Genomic DNA, 17,473 nt, shown 5'->3' on the forward strand with positions numbered 1-17,473 from the left:
AGGGTCTTGTAAGCTCTCCACGGTGACCACTGCTTGCATATAATGAAGATTCAATTGACACAATCTTATTATCAAACTTCGTGATAGATAGAGAGTCCATTTTTGGATTGATCCATTTTTTCATGTATTTCACCTCCTTTAGGCGTTCCAATTCATAACTAAAGCATCAATATTTCAGGAGGCTTGTAGTGTCGAAAATTGGATATGCTTTTGATAGGATAGTAATAATCGAAATCAAAATTAATATCAATGTCAAATTCAGTTTCTATTTTCGATATAGGAATAAGAACTTTTGTATTAGGATTGGTGATTTGTTTATAGATATACTTCTTCCCGTAGGTCTTACTACCAATAATTGTTGTATCCTCATCGCTTTTAAATCTATCGGTGAATAACTCTGCAGAGCTGCAAGTTGAGTTTGAAACAAGTATATATTTATGATTAATAGAATATTTATTGCATATATTATTAAACCAATTATAGAAATCAATCATTTTATGTAGTTCTCCACCAAAATTGATTCTTAAATCTACAACTACATTTTTCTCATAAATAGTTTCATCAATTTCTGGAATGATATCAAAACTGATGCATTGTATAAAAAAATAATTATTACTTGCAAAGTTTTTGTAAACTATCTTATTCCAATCTAAGTCTTCCAAAGTTAGTATCCACTGGCTACCGTTGTTGAATTCAACCAGATTATCACCGACTAACCAACTACTAATAACATCCGGTGGTTTACCGTTAACTTTAACGATGACATTGGATTGTATCTCTTTTGGTAATGGTGGATAAATGTCTATAATATAAATTTTAGAATTACTTTTACTAACGAATATACCGAATTTTTCAAGGAATTTTTCTAAAGTATCTCTTTCTATAGTTATCACTTTAGACATGACTGACAGACTCCTTAGATACATAATTTGTAAAATCATATTTAATATCAAATCTATCGTATATATCTTTAGGCGTATTATGAGAAATAACTATGATAGTTTTATCTTTAATATTTAAAAGCTCATCCCAATATATCTGACTATTAAGGCGATCCAAATTAGATGTAGGTTCATCAAATATCAAAGTTGATCTATTTGACATTAATCCCCTCAATATAAGCAATCTTCTTTTTTCGCCACTAGAAAGTTTTGTTACATCCTCACTTAAAAGTTTCTCTTCAGATAAAAACCTCTTCATGTAAATGAATTCTTCTTTGCTATATTCATTTCTTAACAAGATATTAAATATAGGCGATTCATCAAAAAGATTATTGTCAGTCATGACATACATAATGTCCTCAAATGGATTACTATTAATCTTAAGGTTGTCATGGTCATAACAGATTTCTCCAGCATTTTTATTCTTTAACAAACCAAGTATTGATTCTAAGAATATAGATTTCCCTAAGCCACTTTGCCCCGTAATGATATGTGTTTTATTTTTTAGGAAAGCTATATCCTTGTAATTGAAAATAGTATTATCGAATTTTAAAGATATTTTCTTAGTAGAAATTGAATTTTGATAATCAATGATTGTTTCTCTTTCATCCACTTCTGAGCAAAGGATCGAACTGATTTCCTCTCTCAATTCCTTCGTACTGTTTATATTGTTAATACTTCTCGAAAGTGATAGAATCGGCATACTTAATTGCTCTACCAGTCCTAGAAGGGTAATAGTAACACCAGGAGTAATATGCCCCTTTATAATTAATAAAGTAGAAATAGCCAGTATTATGAAATGCGATACATATGATAGTAACGAATATAGGGCATTTAATGTTACTTTATAATTCTCAGTTGTTAACCCAGCCTCCCTTTCTTTATTAATTATTCTTTTTGATTTATTAAGAAAAATAACATCCGCATTTAAAACTCTTACGTACTTTAGATTGTCTAGTAGGTTTTTAAAAAAATTCAGGTTATCGCCCTTTTGATTTAGGAATTTTTTCTCCAGATTAGCCAACTTATCTTTAAATACTCTAGTTAATAATAATGGTAAAAACATGAATGCAATTACAACCAAACCAATATAGACATTTATAATTAATAAGGATGTTGTAACGAATACTATTCTCAGTGATAAGTAAATAGCATCAAAAAAACTTCTGTAATATAGAAACTCTAAGCTGTCAACCACATTAGTTAACGTGTTTAAACTATTTTCTTTTGTCTTTTTTATATTTGTGAAGTCTTTAGTTTTAAGTACATTCTTAATAATAAGACTTTTTTGGTTTGCAAAAGTATTTCTAATTAAGTAATTTTCGTACACCCATTCAAAAAAGTAAAAAAGTACTTCTATCATTATTAATAATCCGAATACCAAAATATATTTATATACATTACTTAAATTATGATCAAGTGCTCCTTGAAATAAATCTCCTTTAACGAATTGAATAACTGTTCCAATAAGCGTTGAAACAACTAGAATTAAAATCAACAGAAAGGTATTTTTATTCTTAATACCAAAAATCATAGAATTCTTCATATATATAATAATCCTCCCATTTTATTCTTGTTTAAATAAAGAGAGTAGCAATAAAACCTAAAACATCAATCCATCTATTCGTTTTGAATCCTCCTTTTACTACTTCCACTTGCTTTTTGTTTAGATTTTCTCGAAAAACAAGTTTGCTTACAAGATTAATGATAGAGGATAAATCTTGATTTAGCGGCAAGATGTATACAAATATATACATGTAAGGAAGTGTTTATTTATATATTTTTATATGAAATTCGCAATAACTACCCACTTATCCATATTAATAAATTGTATATTGTAAAAAATATAAAACATCAATCCATCCTCCCATTTTGAATCCCCCTTTTTTACTTTCACTTATTTATATTTAGTTTTTTCCGAAAAACAAGTTCACTCACAAGATTGATGATAGCGAATAGATCTTGATTTAGTGGTGAGATGTATATATTTATGTCTCCGGAAGCATTTGTTTATGTAAAATTCACAATAACTACTCACTTATCCATATCTATAAATTGAAAATTATAATAACTTATAAAATATCAATCCATCCTCCCATTTTGAATCCCCCTTTTTTTATCTCTTTACAGATTTAATTTTTGAATTATTTTGAATTAACAAATTGTTTATAAGGTTGATGATAGACAATCGAATTGATTTAAAGGTAAAATGTATATAAATATACACATTTTGGGAGGTAATTACTTGTTTGGCCCTACAATTGAGAAGATAAGAGAAGGTAAAAAGATTAAAATAAAGGATCTTTGTGACGGTATTGTATCTAGAGCAGCTTATCATCGATTTGCTATCGGACAATCTGACACTAGTATTCTGAATCTATCTTTATTTATGGATAGGTTGCAGATTTCCCCTGATGAGTTTTTTCTAATTCATAACAACTATGCTAGCGATAAGATAGTTTCATTTTTAAAAGAATTATCACGAGCATACAGGGTACAAGACCTTCAAGGAATACGCTCTTTGAGAAGTAAATTAGAGGCAGATTTTACTGGTGTAAAAAAAGAACATTTGACGGAACTTCTAAACTTTAGAATTTGTAGATTGGTGGGGAAAGATGTAAACGGAGAAAATAGTGAATTATTTAAATATTTGGTTAATACTGAGTTTTGGACTCACTATGAGCTTGTTCTATTTACAAATAGCATGTATGTATTTTCATTAGAGTTAATTGATGCTCTTCTTGTGCGTTGTATTCAAAACTTCAAGAAATATAGTCAAGTTAGACCTTATGGGAATGAGAGCTTTAGACTTGTGGTAAATGCCCTAATTTTATCATTTGAACAAAAAAATTCTTTTTACACCAACAAATGGGTTGATTTACTAGGAACGATAGAGCTAAATGATAGTGACTTCTTCGAAAAAACACTATCTAAAATATTCAAAGGATTCTATGAAATAAATATTAACAACAATCGAAAAAACATTTCAGAAATAATAAAAACAATTGAGTTTGTTGGACATATCGAAGCAGATGAACACGAGATTATGTTTACTCGTATGTTGGATTACATACTTGAGCATAGTGATGTAGAAAAAGGAAATTACGTTTATGAGAGTTAACCTATAATCCATTTAATGTTATAAACTAATTCTTTGGGGGAATATATAATGTATAAAATGATACCTTACACAAAAGTTAGAACAGTAAATCAGCCAACTAGCAAATCAATTCACGATAGTTGGCTTGACAAAAAACTTTTTACTGGTTCCAGAAGTTTATACGACCAACTGCAAAGAAACGAAAACCTTCAGAAAGCTACAATAGCGAAAAGGAAATACATAAATAGATCTAGATATAGAGCTACGCCTTTTGGTTTGTTTTCTTCGGTAAAATTATGCGAGATGTCTGAAGTAAGTAACCCGAAAAACCAAATGATTATTCAGAACGATTACAAAGTGTATACAAGTATTGATTCAGAATGGATTCATAAGTTTATTTCAAATACGAAAAGTGAAAATTTAGATAAACTAGCGGTGTGCTGGAATAATAATGTTATATATCAAAACTCTAATTATATATATAACACTTGGACACCAGATGATAAGAAAAAGTTCAGTAGTAATAAAATTCATGTGAATAATCTTATTGAATGCATTCGAGATAATTCGAAAAACTTCTTAACCCTTGAAGAACTTTCAGAAAAACTGGAGAAAAATAACAACATCCCTCTACCAAATCATATTTTATTAAGTGTAGTGAAGCAGTTGGTAAAAGGGGGCTATTTAATTACTGATATTGATAATTTAACTTTTGTTCAGAATTTTGAACTTCTCATTCGGTACCTTAAAAAGAAAAAATATAGTTTTCCAGAGGATACAATAAGTAAAGCAAAAAATATGATAAAGAGGTTAAATTGTCCAGTAAATGATTTCAACCTAGATACTGTAAATGAATTGGAAGAATTGTTATCTTCGATAATTGTTAGTAAACATTATCTTCGTTATGATAGCGAAACAAATGTAGTTAATCTTGATTTAGATAAGAAAATGATCGAGGAATCAGTCTTACCCTTAATAAATTTTCTTTCCTCTTATGCTATAAGAGTGCCATTAAGTGAGAGGTATCAAGCTGATGTACATTTTTTCAAAGAGAAGTATGGAAATGCAAAGGTAAAGTTTCCCGAATTCTATAAAAACTATCAATTAGTCAGAGAAAATAATCGTTCACTAGAAAGCAAAACCTCTAATTTGGAGAGCAAAATTAGAACACAATTATTAGCCTTTATTTCTACAGCAAGCAAGTTAAACTCAATAGAGATAGACATATCCAAACTGTGTTTCAAAAAAATGAAGATAGAAGGCGAAATGCCTCCTACAATTCAAACTTGTTTTCATTTAGGGGTAGAAAATGACAAAACTAGTTTTTCTCTCACTCCATATGGTGGTAACAATGGTCTTGGTCGTTTAGAAGGTCGCTTTTCTTATATAAACCCTGAATATTTTACAATGGTGAAAGATATTGAAAGGAATAAACATTTAGAAGCTAATACAGAGATTATTACCGTTAAATATATGCCGAAAGAACATCATTACTATAACATTATGAATGATTGTTATGAAGGGAATTTTAATCTTCAATTTGGAACTGCTGAAAATCATAAATCCCTATCATTAGAAAATTTGTTTATAGGAGTTCAAGATAATAAACTAACATTTTTTTCATGTTTGAATGGAAATGAAAAAATTGTTAAATTTGAACAATATAATGTATCCAACATAGAACACTTTTCACCACATGTCTTAAATGACTTGTTATTCTGGAGCAGTAATTATTATTCAAATTTAATGTCCTTAATTTTTGATATTCAAAAATTAAGAAAAGACTTCATTTACTTCCCAAGGGTTCACTTTAAAGGCCTTGAATTATTTCCTCAATCTTGGTTGATCAAAAATTATTTGGAAGATGGACTTCAAAAAGATGAATTTTTCAGTAAGTTTGACGATATGAAAAAAATTTATGAGATACCCGATTCCTTTTTCATTAGAACTAATGATTTAAGATTATTAATTGATACTAATTGTGAAGATGATTTGGATATTTTATGGGATATTTATAAAAAAGATACTCATTTGGATATGTACCTTGAAGCAGAATCAATGGATTTTTCAAACTCAGCCACAATTGACTCTGAAGGAAATCACTATATATCTGAGTTTGTTTTCAATTTTGTATCTCAAAAGATTAACCCTAAGAAATTAAACCTTCAATCTCCGTATCATAGCAAAGAAGAATTAAATCTAAAAAGAAAAGTTAAGTGGAATCATTTTAATATATACTTACCACACGAACATCATGACGATTTTTTAGGTGCTTTTTTATTCGAATTTATAAATAAATTAAAAGATAATGGAGTAGTGAGTAAATTCTTTTTTATTCGTTATTTTGATGACCGGCATCACATAAGGGTGAGGCTTTCTCCAAGTTCTAAGTATGAAAATGACTTGATTGATGACTACTTAGCAAAGGGAGTCATCAAAGGCGATATCATAGACTATAGTCCTGGAAAGTATGAGCCAGAGTACGAAAGATATGGGGGATTATCTACTATATCTAGTGCTGAAGACTTTTTCTGTGCTGATAGCTCCCTTATTCTTGATTTGTTACACTCCTGTTTAGAAAACGAGAAACTAGATAAGGTTGACCATGCAATATATCTAATTTTCAAGATCTTATCTATTCATACTAAAGAAGTTTATCAGCAATTCCTAATTATGGACGACGGATACTCTAATAAGGACTTTGCAAAAAATTATCGAGATAATAGGAAAAAATATTTGACGTATAGTGATTTAGCTGCATCTTCAGATTATAATTTAACTGCTAACTATATTGTATTCAATAAAGATCAACTTACTTTTTGGGAATATGAATTATCCAACTACTTTAACAAATTAAAACAAGAAAACCTATTCGATTTTAATATTATTCGAAGTTTAATACATATAACATGTATAAGACTCTTTGGCATTAAATCAGAGGAAGAAGAGCTGGTTGGAAATATGGTTTGGAGAGTTCTGAAACAAAAGGTTGCTCTGAATAAATACAATAGTGACAATCTTATTTTAAATTAATAATAAGAAATAAAATTTAAGAAAAAAGCGTTTCACTAAAGTTTTATATCTCTTTAATGAAACGCTTTTTTGATAACTTCTATCTACTTTTTTTCTTTTATAAGATGTAAAGTTTTATCTTTCATTTCCCAAATCTGATCAGCGACTCTTTCTACAAAAAAGTGATCATGAGAAGTAAAAAGAACTGTTCCTCTATATCCATTCAAAAACTTTTCTAAGGCTTCAATTGTAGCCAAATCTATAAAATTTGTTGGTTCGTCTAAAATAAGAACATTAGACGGTTTTGCAAAAAGACAGGCCATTGAAATTCTGGTTGCTTCTCCACCACTTAACGAGCTTATTGGTTTTCTGATTTCAGTTTCTTCAAAACCTAAATTACTAAGTATTGCACGAATAAGACTTTCTTTATACTCACTCATTTTCATAAGGTATTCTAATACACTTATATTACCAAAAAGTTTATAATCCATTTGCTTATACGTACTAAATACAATTTTAGAAGAAAGTGTTATGCCTTCTTGGTTATTAATAATATAATTTAATAAAGTTGTTTTTCCCGTTCCATTGTCTCCGACTATAGCAATCTTCTTTCCAAGAGGGAATTGGAAATTCAATTCAGAAAGAAGAACATTATCATTGATAGTAATAGCAATGTTATGGCCCATTATTGGGAAACGATTGTGTATTTCAAGTCCTTTTACCATTGGAAAAGAAATTGGTTTGGAGTCTTTCTTAATATGAACTTCATCTAACATATCAATTCTTTTTTCTATTGATTTAACAGTCTTCAACATACTCTTTTGAACAGTGTCTTTTTGTTTTGAAGAAGCTAATCGATTAGGTTTAATATTTTTTTGTTTGTTTTTTTCACTAACATTAGAAATTTTTCTTGCCTGATTTCTTTTAGATTCTACCGCTATCTCTAATCTTTCTTTTTCTTTTGTGACCTTTTGATATTTTCTTTGTAACTCTAATTTCTCATGTTCTTTTTGTTCAATATAATCATCATAGTTTCCACTGAATTCTCGAATTATTCCATTGTCAACTTCCCATATTTTAGTAGCTATAGAGTTTATAAAATAACGATCATGACTCACAAATATTAAAGTTCCATAGTAATACTTTAACTCTTCTATCATAATATTGATGCTTTTTTTATCTATGTGAGTGGTTGGTTCATCTAAAAGTAACCCCAATTTATAATTAGAAAGCAACTGTACCAAACGAAATTTCGACTGCTCTCCTCCACTAAGTGTCGCCACACTATTTTTCGGTATGTTCAAGCGGCTAAGTAATTGGGGATTTAGATCGCCAGCATTTATTTCTTCTTTTACTTCCGCTATTTGTTCAAAATAATTGAAATCAACAAATCGGTCAACTTCGCCATTATCAGGATCAATCAAACCTGCAATTACATTTAATAAGGTTGTTTTTCCCTGGCCATTTTTCCCGACGATACCAATTCTATCATTTTGATAAGCTGTTAGTTCTTTTATATTAAATATCTCTTTACTTCCAAAATTAATCTGAGTATTTTTAATTTGTAAAGCTAATCCTTCCATATCTCTCCCTCCAGTCACAGTAGCCAAATGAAATATTTAAGTATACATCAAAGGGGACCGTTCATATATATAGATATCCCTATTTCCTTTGGTGTATAAAAATTATTCCTGTTAAATTGTAAGTCGTGCAGATCCCTCTTAATTATGTTAACATACAAAAAATAACAATTCAATAAATTACGATATTTCTGAATAATAAATCATTTTTATTATCCCTTATTATCAAGGCTTTTAACACTTAATATTTGTAGAACCATAACTTATAAGAGGTACAAGGATATCGACAAAACCCCACTAACCAATTTCGATAAAGAAAAACGTCGATTTCCTGTATCCTAAGTAATCGATTGTTCATACTTTAGATTTTTTCAAGTTTAATAATATGTATTTATTGGATGCGGGTCATCAGACAGGAGTGAAAACAATGTATTTGCTAGATAGAAACTAGCACAAAAATACCTGCACGAGAAGGCGCAGGTATCCAACAAGGGTATTTCGATATGCTATTCATATTTATCAGAATCTTAATTCATACCAATGCCCTCCAAAGTTTGAGTTAAATGTTCACCCTCATTTACTGGGAGTAATAATAACCAACGAATCTTTTTAAATTTTAATTTGTTTATTATGCCATTGTTACATAACTTCGGAATTTCTATATCAGCACTTAGTATCTGTTGTTATTGCTGATTCCATAAGATTCCTGTAGTATGAAATACTTCTTGTTTCAGAAACATCACGAAGGTTAATAACTACGCAAATGGAAACACTGGTTATTGGCTTAGGTTGGAGATATCCACCTGAAAATTATGGTAGATATTAACAAATAACACTTGCATATACAGATATTATATTATATTATTTTATTTATGTTTACAAATTTTCTTACGTTTATTCAATACGTAACTTTGTAACACTTGCAATATTTTTTATTGGCATTCATTTTTGTACATACCACGAATAAGTTGTATTTTCCCTTCTTCCATTCCTCTTTTAATCCCTTGTTGCTCTGCATGAGCGAACTGTGCGGATACCAAAGAATTACATGACTATCTATATGTCCGATTTTGAGGGCTGAAGTCTGTTCAAATGTGCTTATCCCACAGCAGCTTGTCAAAATATGAAAAAAATAGCTCTCCACCAGCTAAATGGAGAGCTATTTTTCTAAAATCTATGATTTTACATGTTTTTCTTTCGTTAAAAATCAAAAAAGATTCCAGAGTATCGGGAACCCTAAAGGGTTTGTTCATTGTCTACATATTCAGCTATTTTTTGAACAACACCAGGTTCAAGTTGCTCTAGTACAGAAGCGGCTTGTTCTAAAGCTGCATCGTATTGATATTCACGGAATAATTTCTCCGCATAATTTAAGCTTTCTGCAAGGCTTTCATCATGACTGCGGTAACGGTTACCGTATTGAATTAATTTTTCAACTAAATACGCTTGTCCAATTAATTCTTCTGTCATTTCAGCTACACCGTTCACAGTTGTGTATGCTTCTTCTAAACTGCTATTTACAGCGTTCATATTTAACGGCTTCACTTCTAATTGTTCATATACAGCTTGCATTGCCATTTGCCCTCTTTTTAAATCTTCCATAATACTCTCTGGAAGACCTGGCAAATTCGACTTTTGCATAAAGCGTTTCGTTTCGAAAATAGTATTTCGCATTTCTTGTAACTTCTCACGCGCTTCAAATTCTTCTTTACGCATCGTTTGCAGCATTTCTTTATATTCTGCATGAAGTACTTTTAACGTTTCACATTGCTCATAAACCTCTTCTAGTTCCTCACGAATAATAGAGAAGGCAATATCTTGTTCAGCAACGCGTAATTGTAGCATTTCAAAACGTTTCGTTAAAATGTGCATTTGCTTTTCAATTACTTTTTGAGATTCAATATCCTTATCTTGCAATTGATAGCTTTGTTTCACAAGTTGTGTTTCTGTTTTCGTTTCAATCGTTTCGATACGTATTTCTTCTAAGTCTTCATAAACAGAAAGTGTTTTTTGCTCCACATAATGTCTCGCATGCACCTCTTGCTCAAGTTGATCATAGAAACCATCTAAACGAGTTTTTAAGTCTTCCACTTTTTCAGCCGCTTCTGTTATATGAAGCTCCTGTATATCCATTAAACATGTGTTTAGTTGTGTCGTCATATCACGAACTTCTTTAGGGATTTCCAAATACTCTAATACATAACCTTGTCTTACCATATCATTATGACCCTGTAATAAATCTTCCAGTTGAACTGGTAGCGTCGCTTGACACTCTACTAATAAATCTGGAATTTGGTGAATAATGATTTCTAAACTTGCTAAACCTTCTTCTAAACTAATAACAATTTCTCTCGCTTTTAAGTAGTCACCATTATCTGTTGCTTCTTCAAAGCTTTTAAATTTATTAGATTCAGCGTCTAGCATCTCTTCGATTTTCTGCTCTGCTGCTCCATACATATGTCTATGAGCAAGAACACTCTTTTTCATACTACGATATGTATCACGTAACCCTTCAATTTCCGAGCTATTTTTCTCATGGCTTTCTAACAATTGCTGTAATTCATTTAAAACACCTGTAATACGATTATCAGCGTCATCTAAACCACTTATGGATTCGTTCATCGCATGCTTTGCTTTTCGGAAGGAGAATTGCGAGGCGAATTTTCGCGCTTGCGCTAAATCTTTGTCAGCTTTCGGAAGGGTTGTTGATACAATTTCATCCCATTCTTCACGCCATTTACCAAACAGTTCTTCTGTTTGACCCGTCATGTTTAAATCTTTTACCCGTTTTAGTTCATCTGCCACAGGTTTATCTTTTATCTCTTGTTTCCACTGCTCCAGTGCTTCAATATCTTTATATGAACGATTTCTTATCACAAGCTCTATCATGAGCAGCACTAGAATAGAGCTTACTACAATGATAACGATCGTCAGGATAGAATCCATGCAAAAAAGCCTCCTAGTTATATCTCTTTTTTTGTCCGTTCCGTTTATAAAATGGAAGGCATTATGTATAAAAAGGGAATTCCCCTATATTTAACAACTAACAATGTACTAATCATACCATGTAATGGCTTGTTTTTGACCTAGTTTTTTTTAAAATTTCATGTTTCTTTCAATGCGATTGTAATCTTTCTCAATATTCCGCCTACCTCACTACCTATCCTCAAATGATTGTAATAACAAACAATCTTTCGTATGAGATACGAAATAAATTTTCCGCATGAGTGGTGGTTCAACAGAAATTCCATGTACATTTCCCTGCCTTACAGACTGCTCTACTGCCCTTTCTGGAAGTAACGTGATGCCAAGGCCAGCTTTTACCATTGCAAGCATCGGTTCTGCGTAAGATGTTTCCACAGCTATAGTTGGTTTTACACCTATCTCATGAAACATGTTCATAATCATTTTCCTTACATCGCATATTTCTGGATATACAATTAATTTTTCATTTTGCAGCTCTTCTATTTGAATGACTTTCTTCTCTTTATACGGATGATTATTTGAAATGGCACAAACAATTTTCTCTTGTTGCACTTCTTTTATATACGTAGCACCTTCTACTACTGAATCGATGAACATCGCGTCAATCTCCCGCGCTTTAAATAAATCTCTTAATACTTCCGTATGTCCGATTTGCCACTCTACTTCGAACTCATCACCTAATACATCTTTACACTCTAATATGTAATGCTCTGCTAAACTCGGTAGTATACCAATTGAAAACTTTCGGTTCTCTTGATACCTCCTCATTTCTGTTTTCACTTCATTTATTTGTTCCAAAATCGGTAGCATTCTTTTTATAAATAACTCTCCTGCCTCCGTTAACTCCACTCCTTGCGCAGAACGCTTAAGTAAAGTAACCCCTAAATCCGCTTCTAACTTTTGAATTTGCTTACTAAGCGCTGGTTGAGATATATGTAAAATCTTACTTGCCTTTGATAAACTTCGCGTATGCTTCACTTCGATAAACGATCGTACTGCCTCCAAATCCATCGTACACACCTCTAACAAAAAGTTATAACCGTTATAAGAAATCGATATTTCCTCCTATAAACAATTACTCTTTATACTTATTTCATCAACTTACTATAACGAAATGTAAAGGGGAAAGATACTCTTGAACAAAAAACAAATGCTACTCGGATCCTTTCTATGCTTACTCGCCGTAACTGCCTGGGGATTTATGTTTCCTGTAATGGCAAATGCCCTGCAATTTATCGATCCGTTCTTCTTCACAACGATTCGCTATGGATCAGCAGCTATTATTTTTCTTATTTTGCTATTAATTACTGAAGGGAAGACTTCACTCCGCTTAGAAAAAAGAACACTTTCTCTGTTCTTTTACGGGACAGTCGGTTTCGCAGGATATGGTTTTCTCGTTTTCTACGGACAACAACTTGCCGGGCCTTCTGGAGCAATTCATGCAGCTATGATTCAGTCCCTTATGCCTCTAATCGCCTTATCACTGCAATGGATAACGAAAAATCGTCGCCCTCAAAACTACACATTTCTTTGTATGTTCGTTGCATTACTCGGTGTTATGCTTGTCATTTCAAAAGGAAATATTCACTTATTATTTGGAGCTGCAAGTCACTTATCGACAAATATATTAATGCTATGCGGTGTTACTTGCTGGGTCATTTATACAAACGGGGGTGCTCGTTTTCAATCTTGGTCACCACTTCGATATACGACATTAACTTGTTTATTTGGCTCAATTTCACTCATCGTTATTGTTACTTTCTTAACGTACACAAATATAGTTACTATGCCTTCACTGCGTACAGTTGTGAGCGTTCGTTTTGAGCTCCTTTATATGTCGATTATCGCAGGAGTTATCGCTGTATTTTGCTGGAATATGGGCAATCGCTATATTTCATCTATTAACGGCATATTATTTATGAATTTAGTTCCTATCCTTGCCCTGATCGGTTCTATGTTTCGAGGTTATACAGTCGATAAAATTGAAATCGCTGGAGCTGCATTAACAATTATCGCGCTATTATGTAACAATTTATGGCAAAGAAAAGTAAACATAAAAATCCCCACCTCAGTTCGTTAGGTGGGGATTCTTCACATATGAACAGCTCTTGGCCATTCATGGTACATATTCGCTTTACATAATGCTTGTTCCATCCATTGCTCAATCTCTTTCGTGTACATTTCTATGAAAAATGTCTCAGACGGGAAAGAATGCAGTACTTCTGATATATATTGTGGATATAAAAACGGCATATTTATCATACCTTTTAATTGCGTCATAAACATTGTAAATGATACTTTCTGAAATTCTTGTTTCATTTGTCCTTGTCTAATAATTTGCTCTATATAATATCTTTCTTTAGAAAAATAAACGGTCATCACTTCACGAATTAATGTCGTATCAAGTGAAAGCTCTCGGTAGAAGAAACGTGTTAGTTCTCTATTTTCAAATTGATATCGTAACATCCCACGCACCATTTGCACCATCACATCTTTAGCCGACAAATATTCTCTCTGTTCAAACGAAATTTCAATCACATGAATATACCCTTCTAAAAAATCAGTAATAAGCTGTTCTAATAAACCTTGCTTCCCAGCAAAATAATATGAAATATTCGCTACATTCACATCCGCTCGCTTTGCAATGTCTCGCACCGACGTTCCATCATAACCTTTCGTATTAAACAACGATATTGCCGCATCAATTACTTTTTGTTTCGTCTGCTTCATGCGCTCACTTCCTCTCAATGAACAGCTATAGTTTAAATTTCTTGACTTTTAAGACAAATTCCTTTAATTTTCTATCGACAAAGTCATGTGAAATACATCGTATTTTGCTAATATTTTACACATCTCGATAAAAAAGGAGCTGTTTCCATGTTTACTAAAGAAAGTTATGCAGGATCTCGCGTGCAGCAATATGAGACAGTAATTAAACAACTGGATGCGTTATTAACTGGCGAATCAAACGTAGTCGCAAACTTATCAAATGCGTCCGCATTATTAAACCAATTTTTAGATCGCGTTAATTGGGTTGGCTTTTATGTAACAGAAGGAAATCAGCTTGTCCTTGGACCGTTCCAAGGAATGCCTGCTTGCGTACGCATTCCATTTGGACGAGGCGTTTGCGGCGTAGCAGCTGAAACAAAAACAACGCAGCTTGTAGCGGACGTTCACCAATTCCCAGGTCACATCGCTTGCGATAGTGCTTCTAATTCAGAAATCGTTGTACCGATTGTGAAAGAAGGAGCTGTCATTGGTGTACTTGACATTGATAGTCCTGAAAAAAATCGTTTTGATGAAGTAGATCAGCGCTATTTAGAAAAGTTTGTGGAAACACTCCTAAAACATATGTAAAAAGAAAAGAGCGAGTTATCGATTTAGTACGTCCTGTACAAAACCGATAGCTCACTCTTTTTTTATTGATTAACAGTAGATATTTTCTTTAATGCTTGCTCTAAATCAGAAACGATATCCTCCCAAGATTCTAAACCAACCGATAAGCGTATTAAATTATCGAAAATGCCCATTTCTTTTCTTAGTTCAGCTGGAATCGCAGCGTGCGTCATCGTTGCTGGATGCTGAATTAACGTTTCTGTATCTCCTAAACTCACCGCAATTGTAATAAAGTGGAGGTCATTAATAAATGCTTGCGTCTCTTCTTTTCCGCCTTTTACTGAAAAAGAAATAACACCGCCCCCGCGCTTCATTTGACGAGATGCTAACTCCCCTTCTGGATACCAAACACTTTCTACCGCATCATGTTTTCTTAAGAACGATACAATTTTTTCTGCATTATCACAATGACGATCCATTCTTACCGCTAACGTCTTTAACCCGCGTAATAATAACCACGCATCAAACGGCGCCATAATGCCGCCGATATCTTTTCGCATCGGACGAATTTTTTCAGCTAACGCTTTCGTTTTACAAATCGTTACACCCGCCACAACGTCGCCATGACCACCAATATATTTTGTCGCACTATGCACAACAGCGTCACAGCCAAGCTCAAGCGGTCTTTGTAAATAAGGTGAACAAAACGTATTATCAACAATGACAAGTAAACCATTTTGCTTCGCAACCTGAATAACTTGTTTTAAATCGATTAATTTCATTGTCGGATTAATCGGTGTTTCAACGAAAATAAGCTTTGTATTTGGACGAATTTTATTTTCAATATCAACCTCTGTCTCCATCTCACAAAACGAATGCGTAATCATAAATTTTTCTTCTAACACTTCTAAAAAACCGTACGTACACCCATATAATCCATTTGAACAAATAATATGATCTCCAGCCTTTAAAAAACCGATTAAAGTTGCTGAAATAGCTGCCATACCAGATCCGAAGGCAAGTGCTTCTTCTCCTCCTTCTAACACCGCCATACGTTCTTCAAATAATTTCACAGTCGGATTTCCAAGCCTTGAGTAAATATAAGATGGATCCACTCCCGCAAAACTCGCCTCTCCTTGCTGCGCAGTCTCAAATGTAAACGTAGAGGTTTGAAATAAAGGTGGTGTTAAACTTCCTTTATGTTCCTCAGGTGTATAACCGTGATGAATTAACGCTGTCTCCATATGCTTCTTTTTCATAAAAACATCCCCTTTATGTTTTTATTACCGCATATTCACCAGTAAAAAACTGATGAACGTTTTTACTACATTTTATGTAAGCGTTTTATTTGTGTTTCTATCTCTTCTTTTATATTGTTTTAAATTCCTTCTTATATTAATTCCCAAAATTTATATGCATAAAACAAAAACGTACTCGCTTGACGAAACTCTGGGTAAAAGATATAATAGCGTTTGTGTAAAATAAAAAGGCAGCCTTGTAATGTGAGTTTATCGTTTGTATTTTGTTCCTCTACGGAGGTGTATCTCGTAACTCCCTGCTGCTGGAGCGAAGGTACATGAAAACAAAATGCCCGTAAATATCGATTACGTCTGTTTTTATTTTACGTAAATAAAAACATTTTTAAAGGAGGAGTCAACTATGGCTCGTTATACAGGTCCAGCTTGGAAACTGTCTCGTCGTCTTGGAATCTCTCTAAGCGGCACAGGAAAAGAATTAGAAAAACGCCCTTACGCACCAGGTCCTCACGGTCCTAACCAACGTAAGAAACTTTCAGAATACGGTTTACAATTACAAGAGAAACAAAAACTTCGTCACATGTACGGCATGACTGAGCGTCAATTCCGTCGCACATTTGACCAAGCAGGTAAAATGCCTGGTAAGCACGGCGAAAACTTCATGATCCTTCTTGAAGCTCGTCTTGACAACTTAGTTTACCGTATGGGCTTAGCTCGCACTCGTCGTGCAGCTCGCCAATTAGTAAACCACGGTCACATCATGGTTGATGGCGCTCGCGTAGATATCCCATCTTACCGTGTAAAACCTGGTCAAACTATCAGCGTTCGCGAAAAATCTAACAGCCTTGTTGTTGTTAAAGAAGCGATCGAAGTTAACAACTTCGTACCAGAATACTTAACTTTCGATGCTGACAAATTAGAAGCTACTTACACTCGTCACGCTGAGCGTGCTGAGTTACCAGCTGAAATCAACGAAGCATTAATCGTAGAGTTCTACTCTCGTTAATGACAAAAAGCCAATCCTGTGGATTGGCTTTTTTCGTTTATATATAAAATAAAATTATTTATTTTCCTCTTTCTGAACATATACATAAGCATCTTTCTGCTCTTTATGTACATCCACCTTCGAATTCTCTGCAAGCTGACCCGCATTTAGCAAAGAAAAAATAATTAGCGCTTCTAGTGACATTTCGTTTTACCACTCCTTTCTAGTTGTTATACATTTATCATACCGCTTACATGTGATTTCCGTATGAACTCGAA

General features: G+C 32.9%; 13 protein-coding genes and 2 pseudogenes. 5 read left to right on the plus strand and 10 right to left on the minus strand.

The annotated features are described in order from the left end of the window. Positions 1-158 precede the first annotated feature (158 nt). Positions 159-902: a S41 family peptidase gene (locus tag ACO6VI_RS01445; protein WP_023523173.1), complete on the minus strand. Its 744-nt coding sequence runs from the start codon at positions 900-902 to the stop codon at positions 159-161. Then, the gene (locus ACO6VI_RS01450) at positions 895-2,487 is read right to left on the minus strand and encodes an ABC transporter transmembrane domain-containing protein (RefSeq protein ID WP_063548770.1); all 1,593 of its coding nucleotides are present in this window, start codon (positions 2,485-2,487) and stop codon (positions 895-897) included. The genes ACO6VI_RS01445 and ACO6VI_RS01450 overlap by 8 nt, the downstream gene beginning before the upstream one ends. A 699-nt stretch (positions 2,488-3,186) precedes the next feature. Here ACO6VI_RS01450 and ACO6VI_RS01455 point away from each other — a divergent pair. Continuing rightward, entirely contained in the window at positions 3,187-4,062 is an 876-nt protein-coding gene (locus ACO6VI_RS01455) for a transcriptional regulator (RefSeq protein ID WP_023523175.1), read from the plus strand. A gap of 48 nt (positions 4,063-4,110) precedes the next feature. Beyond that, positions 4,111-7,074, plus strand: a complete 2,964-nt coding sequence (locus ACO6VI_RS01460; protein WP_098818315.1) for a lantibiotic dehydratase — start codon at positions 4,111-4,113, stop codon at positions 7,072-7,074. Positions 7,075-7,157: 83 nt separating this feature from the next. Here the strand turns inward: ACO6VI_RS01460 and abc-f are convergent, their stop codons facing one another. The 5 genes and pseudogenes from abc-f to ACO6VI_RS01485 form a co-directional block, all read right to left on the minus strand. Next, entirely contained in the window at positions 7,158-8,636 is a 1,479-nt protein-coding gene (gene abc-f, locus ACO6VI_RS01465) for a ribosomal protection-like ABC-F family protein (protein WP_422422963.1), read from the minus strand. Between the two features lie 527 nt (positions 8,637-9,163). Further along, positions 9,164-9,388, minus strand: a pseudogene (locus ACO6VI_RS01470) (Rpn family recombination-promoting nuclease/putative transposase); the annotation flags it as partial. Positions 9,389-9,527: 139 nt separating this feature from the next. Continuing rightward, positions 9,528-9,667, minus strand: a pseudogene (locus ACO6VI_RS01475) (Rpn family recombination-promoting nuclease/putative transposase); the annotation flags it as partial. Positions 9,668-9,869: 202 nt separating this feature from the next. Further along, entirely contained in the window at positions 9,870-11,579 is a 1,710-nt protein-coding gene (gene ezrA, locus ACO6VI_RS01480; protein ID WP_023523181.1) for a septation ring formation regulator EzrA, read from the minus strand. 210 nt (positions 11,580-11,789) lie between these two features. Beyond that, entirely contained in the window at positions 11,790-12,629 is an 840-nt protein-coding gene (locus ACO6VI_RS01485) for a LysR family transcriptional regulator (RefSeq protein WP_023523182.1), read from the minus strand. A gap of 124 nt (positions 12,630-12,753) precedes the next feature. On the opposite strand from ACO6VI_RS01485, the gene ACO6VI_RS01490 reads away from it, so the two are divergent. After that, complete coding sequence (locus tag ACO6VI_RS01490) at positions 12,754-13,698, plus strand: DMT family transporter (protein ID WP_063548774.1); 945 nt, start codon at positions 12,754-12,756, stop codon at positions 13,696-13,698. Positions 13,699-13,709: 11 nt separating this feature from the next. Here the strand turns inward: ACO6VI_RS01490 and refZ are convergent, their stop codons facing one another. Beyond that, positions 13,710-14,348, minus strand: coding sequence for a forespore capture DNA-binding protein RefZ (gene refZ, locus ACO6VI_RS01495; protein WP_000814914.1), 639 nt, complete (start codon positions 14,346-14,348; stop codon positions 13,710-13,712). Positions 14,349-14,495: 147 nt separating this feature from the next. Between refZ and ACO6VI_RS01500 the strand changes: the two genes are divergently transcribed. Further along, on the plus strand, positions 14,496-14,975 hold the full coding sequence (locus tag ACO6VI_RS01500) for a GAF domain-containing protein (RefSeq protein ID WP_000494340.1): 480 nt from the start codon (positions 14,496-14,498) through the stop codon (positions 14,973-14,975). A 62-nt stretch (positions 14,976-15,037) separates the two neighbouring features. On the opposite strand, the gene megL is transcribed toward ACO6VI_RS01500, so the two are convergent. Beyond that, positions 15,038-16,213, minus strand: a complete 1,176-nt coding sequence (megL, locus tag ACO6VI_RS01505; protein ID WP_063548776.1) for a methionine gamma-lyase — start codon at positions 16,211-16,213, stop codon at positions 15,038-15,040. 400 nt (positions 16,214-16,613) lie between these two features. Between megL and rpsD the strand changes: the two genes are divergently transcribed. Beyond that, positions 16,614-17,216, plus strand: a complete 603-nt coding sequence (gene rpsD / locus ACO6VI_RS01510) for a 30S ribosomal protein S4 (protein ID WP_000135315.1) — start codon at positions 16,614-16,616, stop codon at positions 17,214-17,216. Positions 17,217-17,270: 54 nt separating this feature from the next. On the opposite strand, the gene ACO6VI_RS01515 is transcribed toward rpsD, so the two are convergent. Further along, the gene (locus ACO6VI_RS01515; RefSeq protein ID WP_000050944.1) at positions 17,271-17,399 is read right to left on the minus strand and encodes a hypothetical protein; all 129 of its coding nucleotides are present in this window, start codon (positions 17,397-17,399) and stop codon (positions 17,271-17,273) included. Positions 17,400-17,473: the final 74 nt, after the last annotated feature.

Origin of the sequence: Bacillus sp. PSXD-155 (genome assembly GCF_049310765.1) — a bacterium.
Taxonomy (GTDB): Bacteria; Bacillota; Bacilli; order Bacillales; family Bacillaceae_G; genus Bacillus_A; species Bacillus_A cereus.

Bases quoted from the DNA above. Each gene is read 5' to 3' on its own strand.
- ACO6VI_RS01485 (WP_023523182.1), bottom strand. From the start codon at position 12,629: ATGGATTTGGAGGCAGTACGATCGTTTATCGAAGTGAAGCATACGCGA.
- ACO6VI_RS01445 (WP_023523173.1), bottom strand. From the start codon at position 902: ATGTCTAAAGTGATAACTATAGAAAGAGATACTTTAGAAAAATTCCTT.
- ezrA (WP_023523181.1), bottom strand. From the start codon at position 11,579: ATGGATTCTATCCTGACGATCGTTATCATTGTAGTAAGCTCTATTCTA.
- ACO6VI_RS01515 (WP_000050944.1), bottom strand. From the start codon at position 17,399: ATGTCACTAGAAGCGCTAATTATTTTTTCTTTGCTAAATGCGGGTCAG.
- megL (WP_063548776.1), bottom strand. From the start codon at position 16,213: ATGAAAAAGAAGCATATGGAGACAGCGTTAATTCATCACGGTTATACA.
- ACO6VI_RS01460 (WP_098818315.1), top strand. From the start codon at position 4,111: ATGTATAAAATGATACCTTACACAAAAGTTAGAACAGTAAATCAGCCA.
- refZ (WP_000814914.1), bottom strand. From the start codon at position 14,348: ATGAAGCAGACGAAACAAAAAGTAATTGATGCGGCAATATCGTTGTTT.
- rpsD (WP_000135315.1), top strand. From the start codon at position 16,614: ATGGCTCGTTATACAGGTCCAGCTTGGAAACTGTCTCGTCGTCTTGGA.
- ACO6VI_RS01500 (WP_000494340.1), top strand. From the start codon at position 14,496: ATGTTTACTAAAGAAAGTTATGCAGGATCTCGCGTGCAGCAATATGAG.
- ACO6VI_RS01450 (WP_063548770.1), bottom strand. From the start codon at position 2,487: ATGAAGAATTCTATGATTTTTGGTATTAAGAATAAAAATACCTTTCTG.
- abc-f (WP_422422963.1), bottom strand. From the start codon at position 8,636: ATGGAAGGATTAGCTTTACAAATTAAAAATACTCAGATTAATTTTGGA.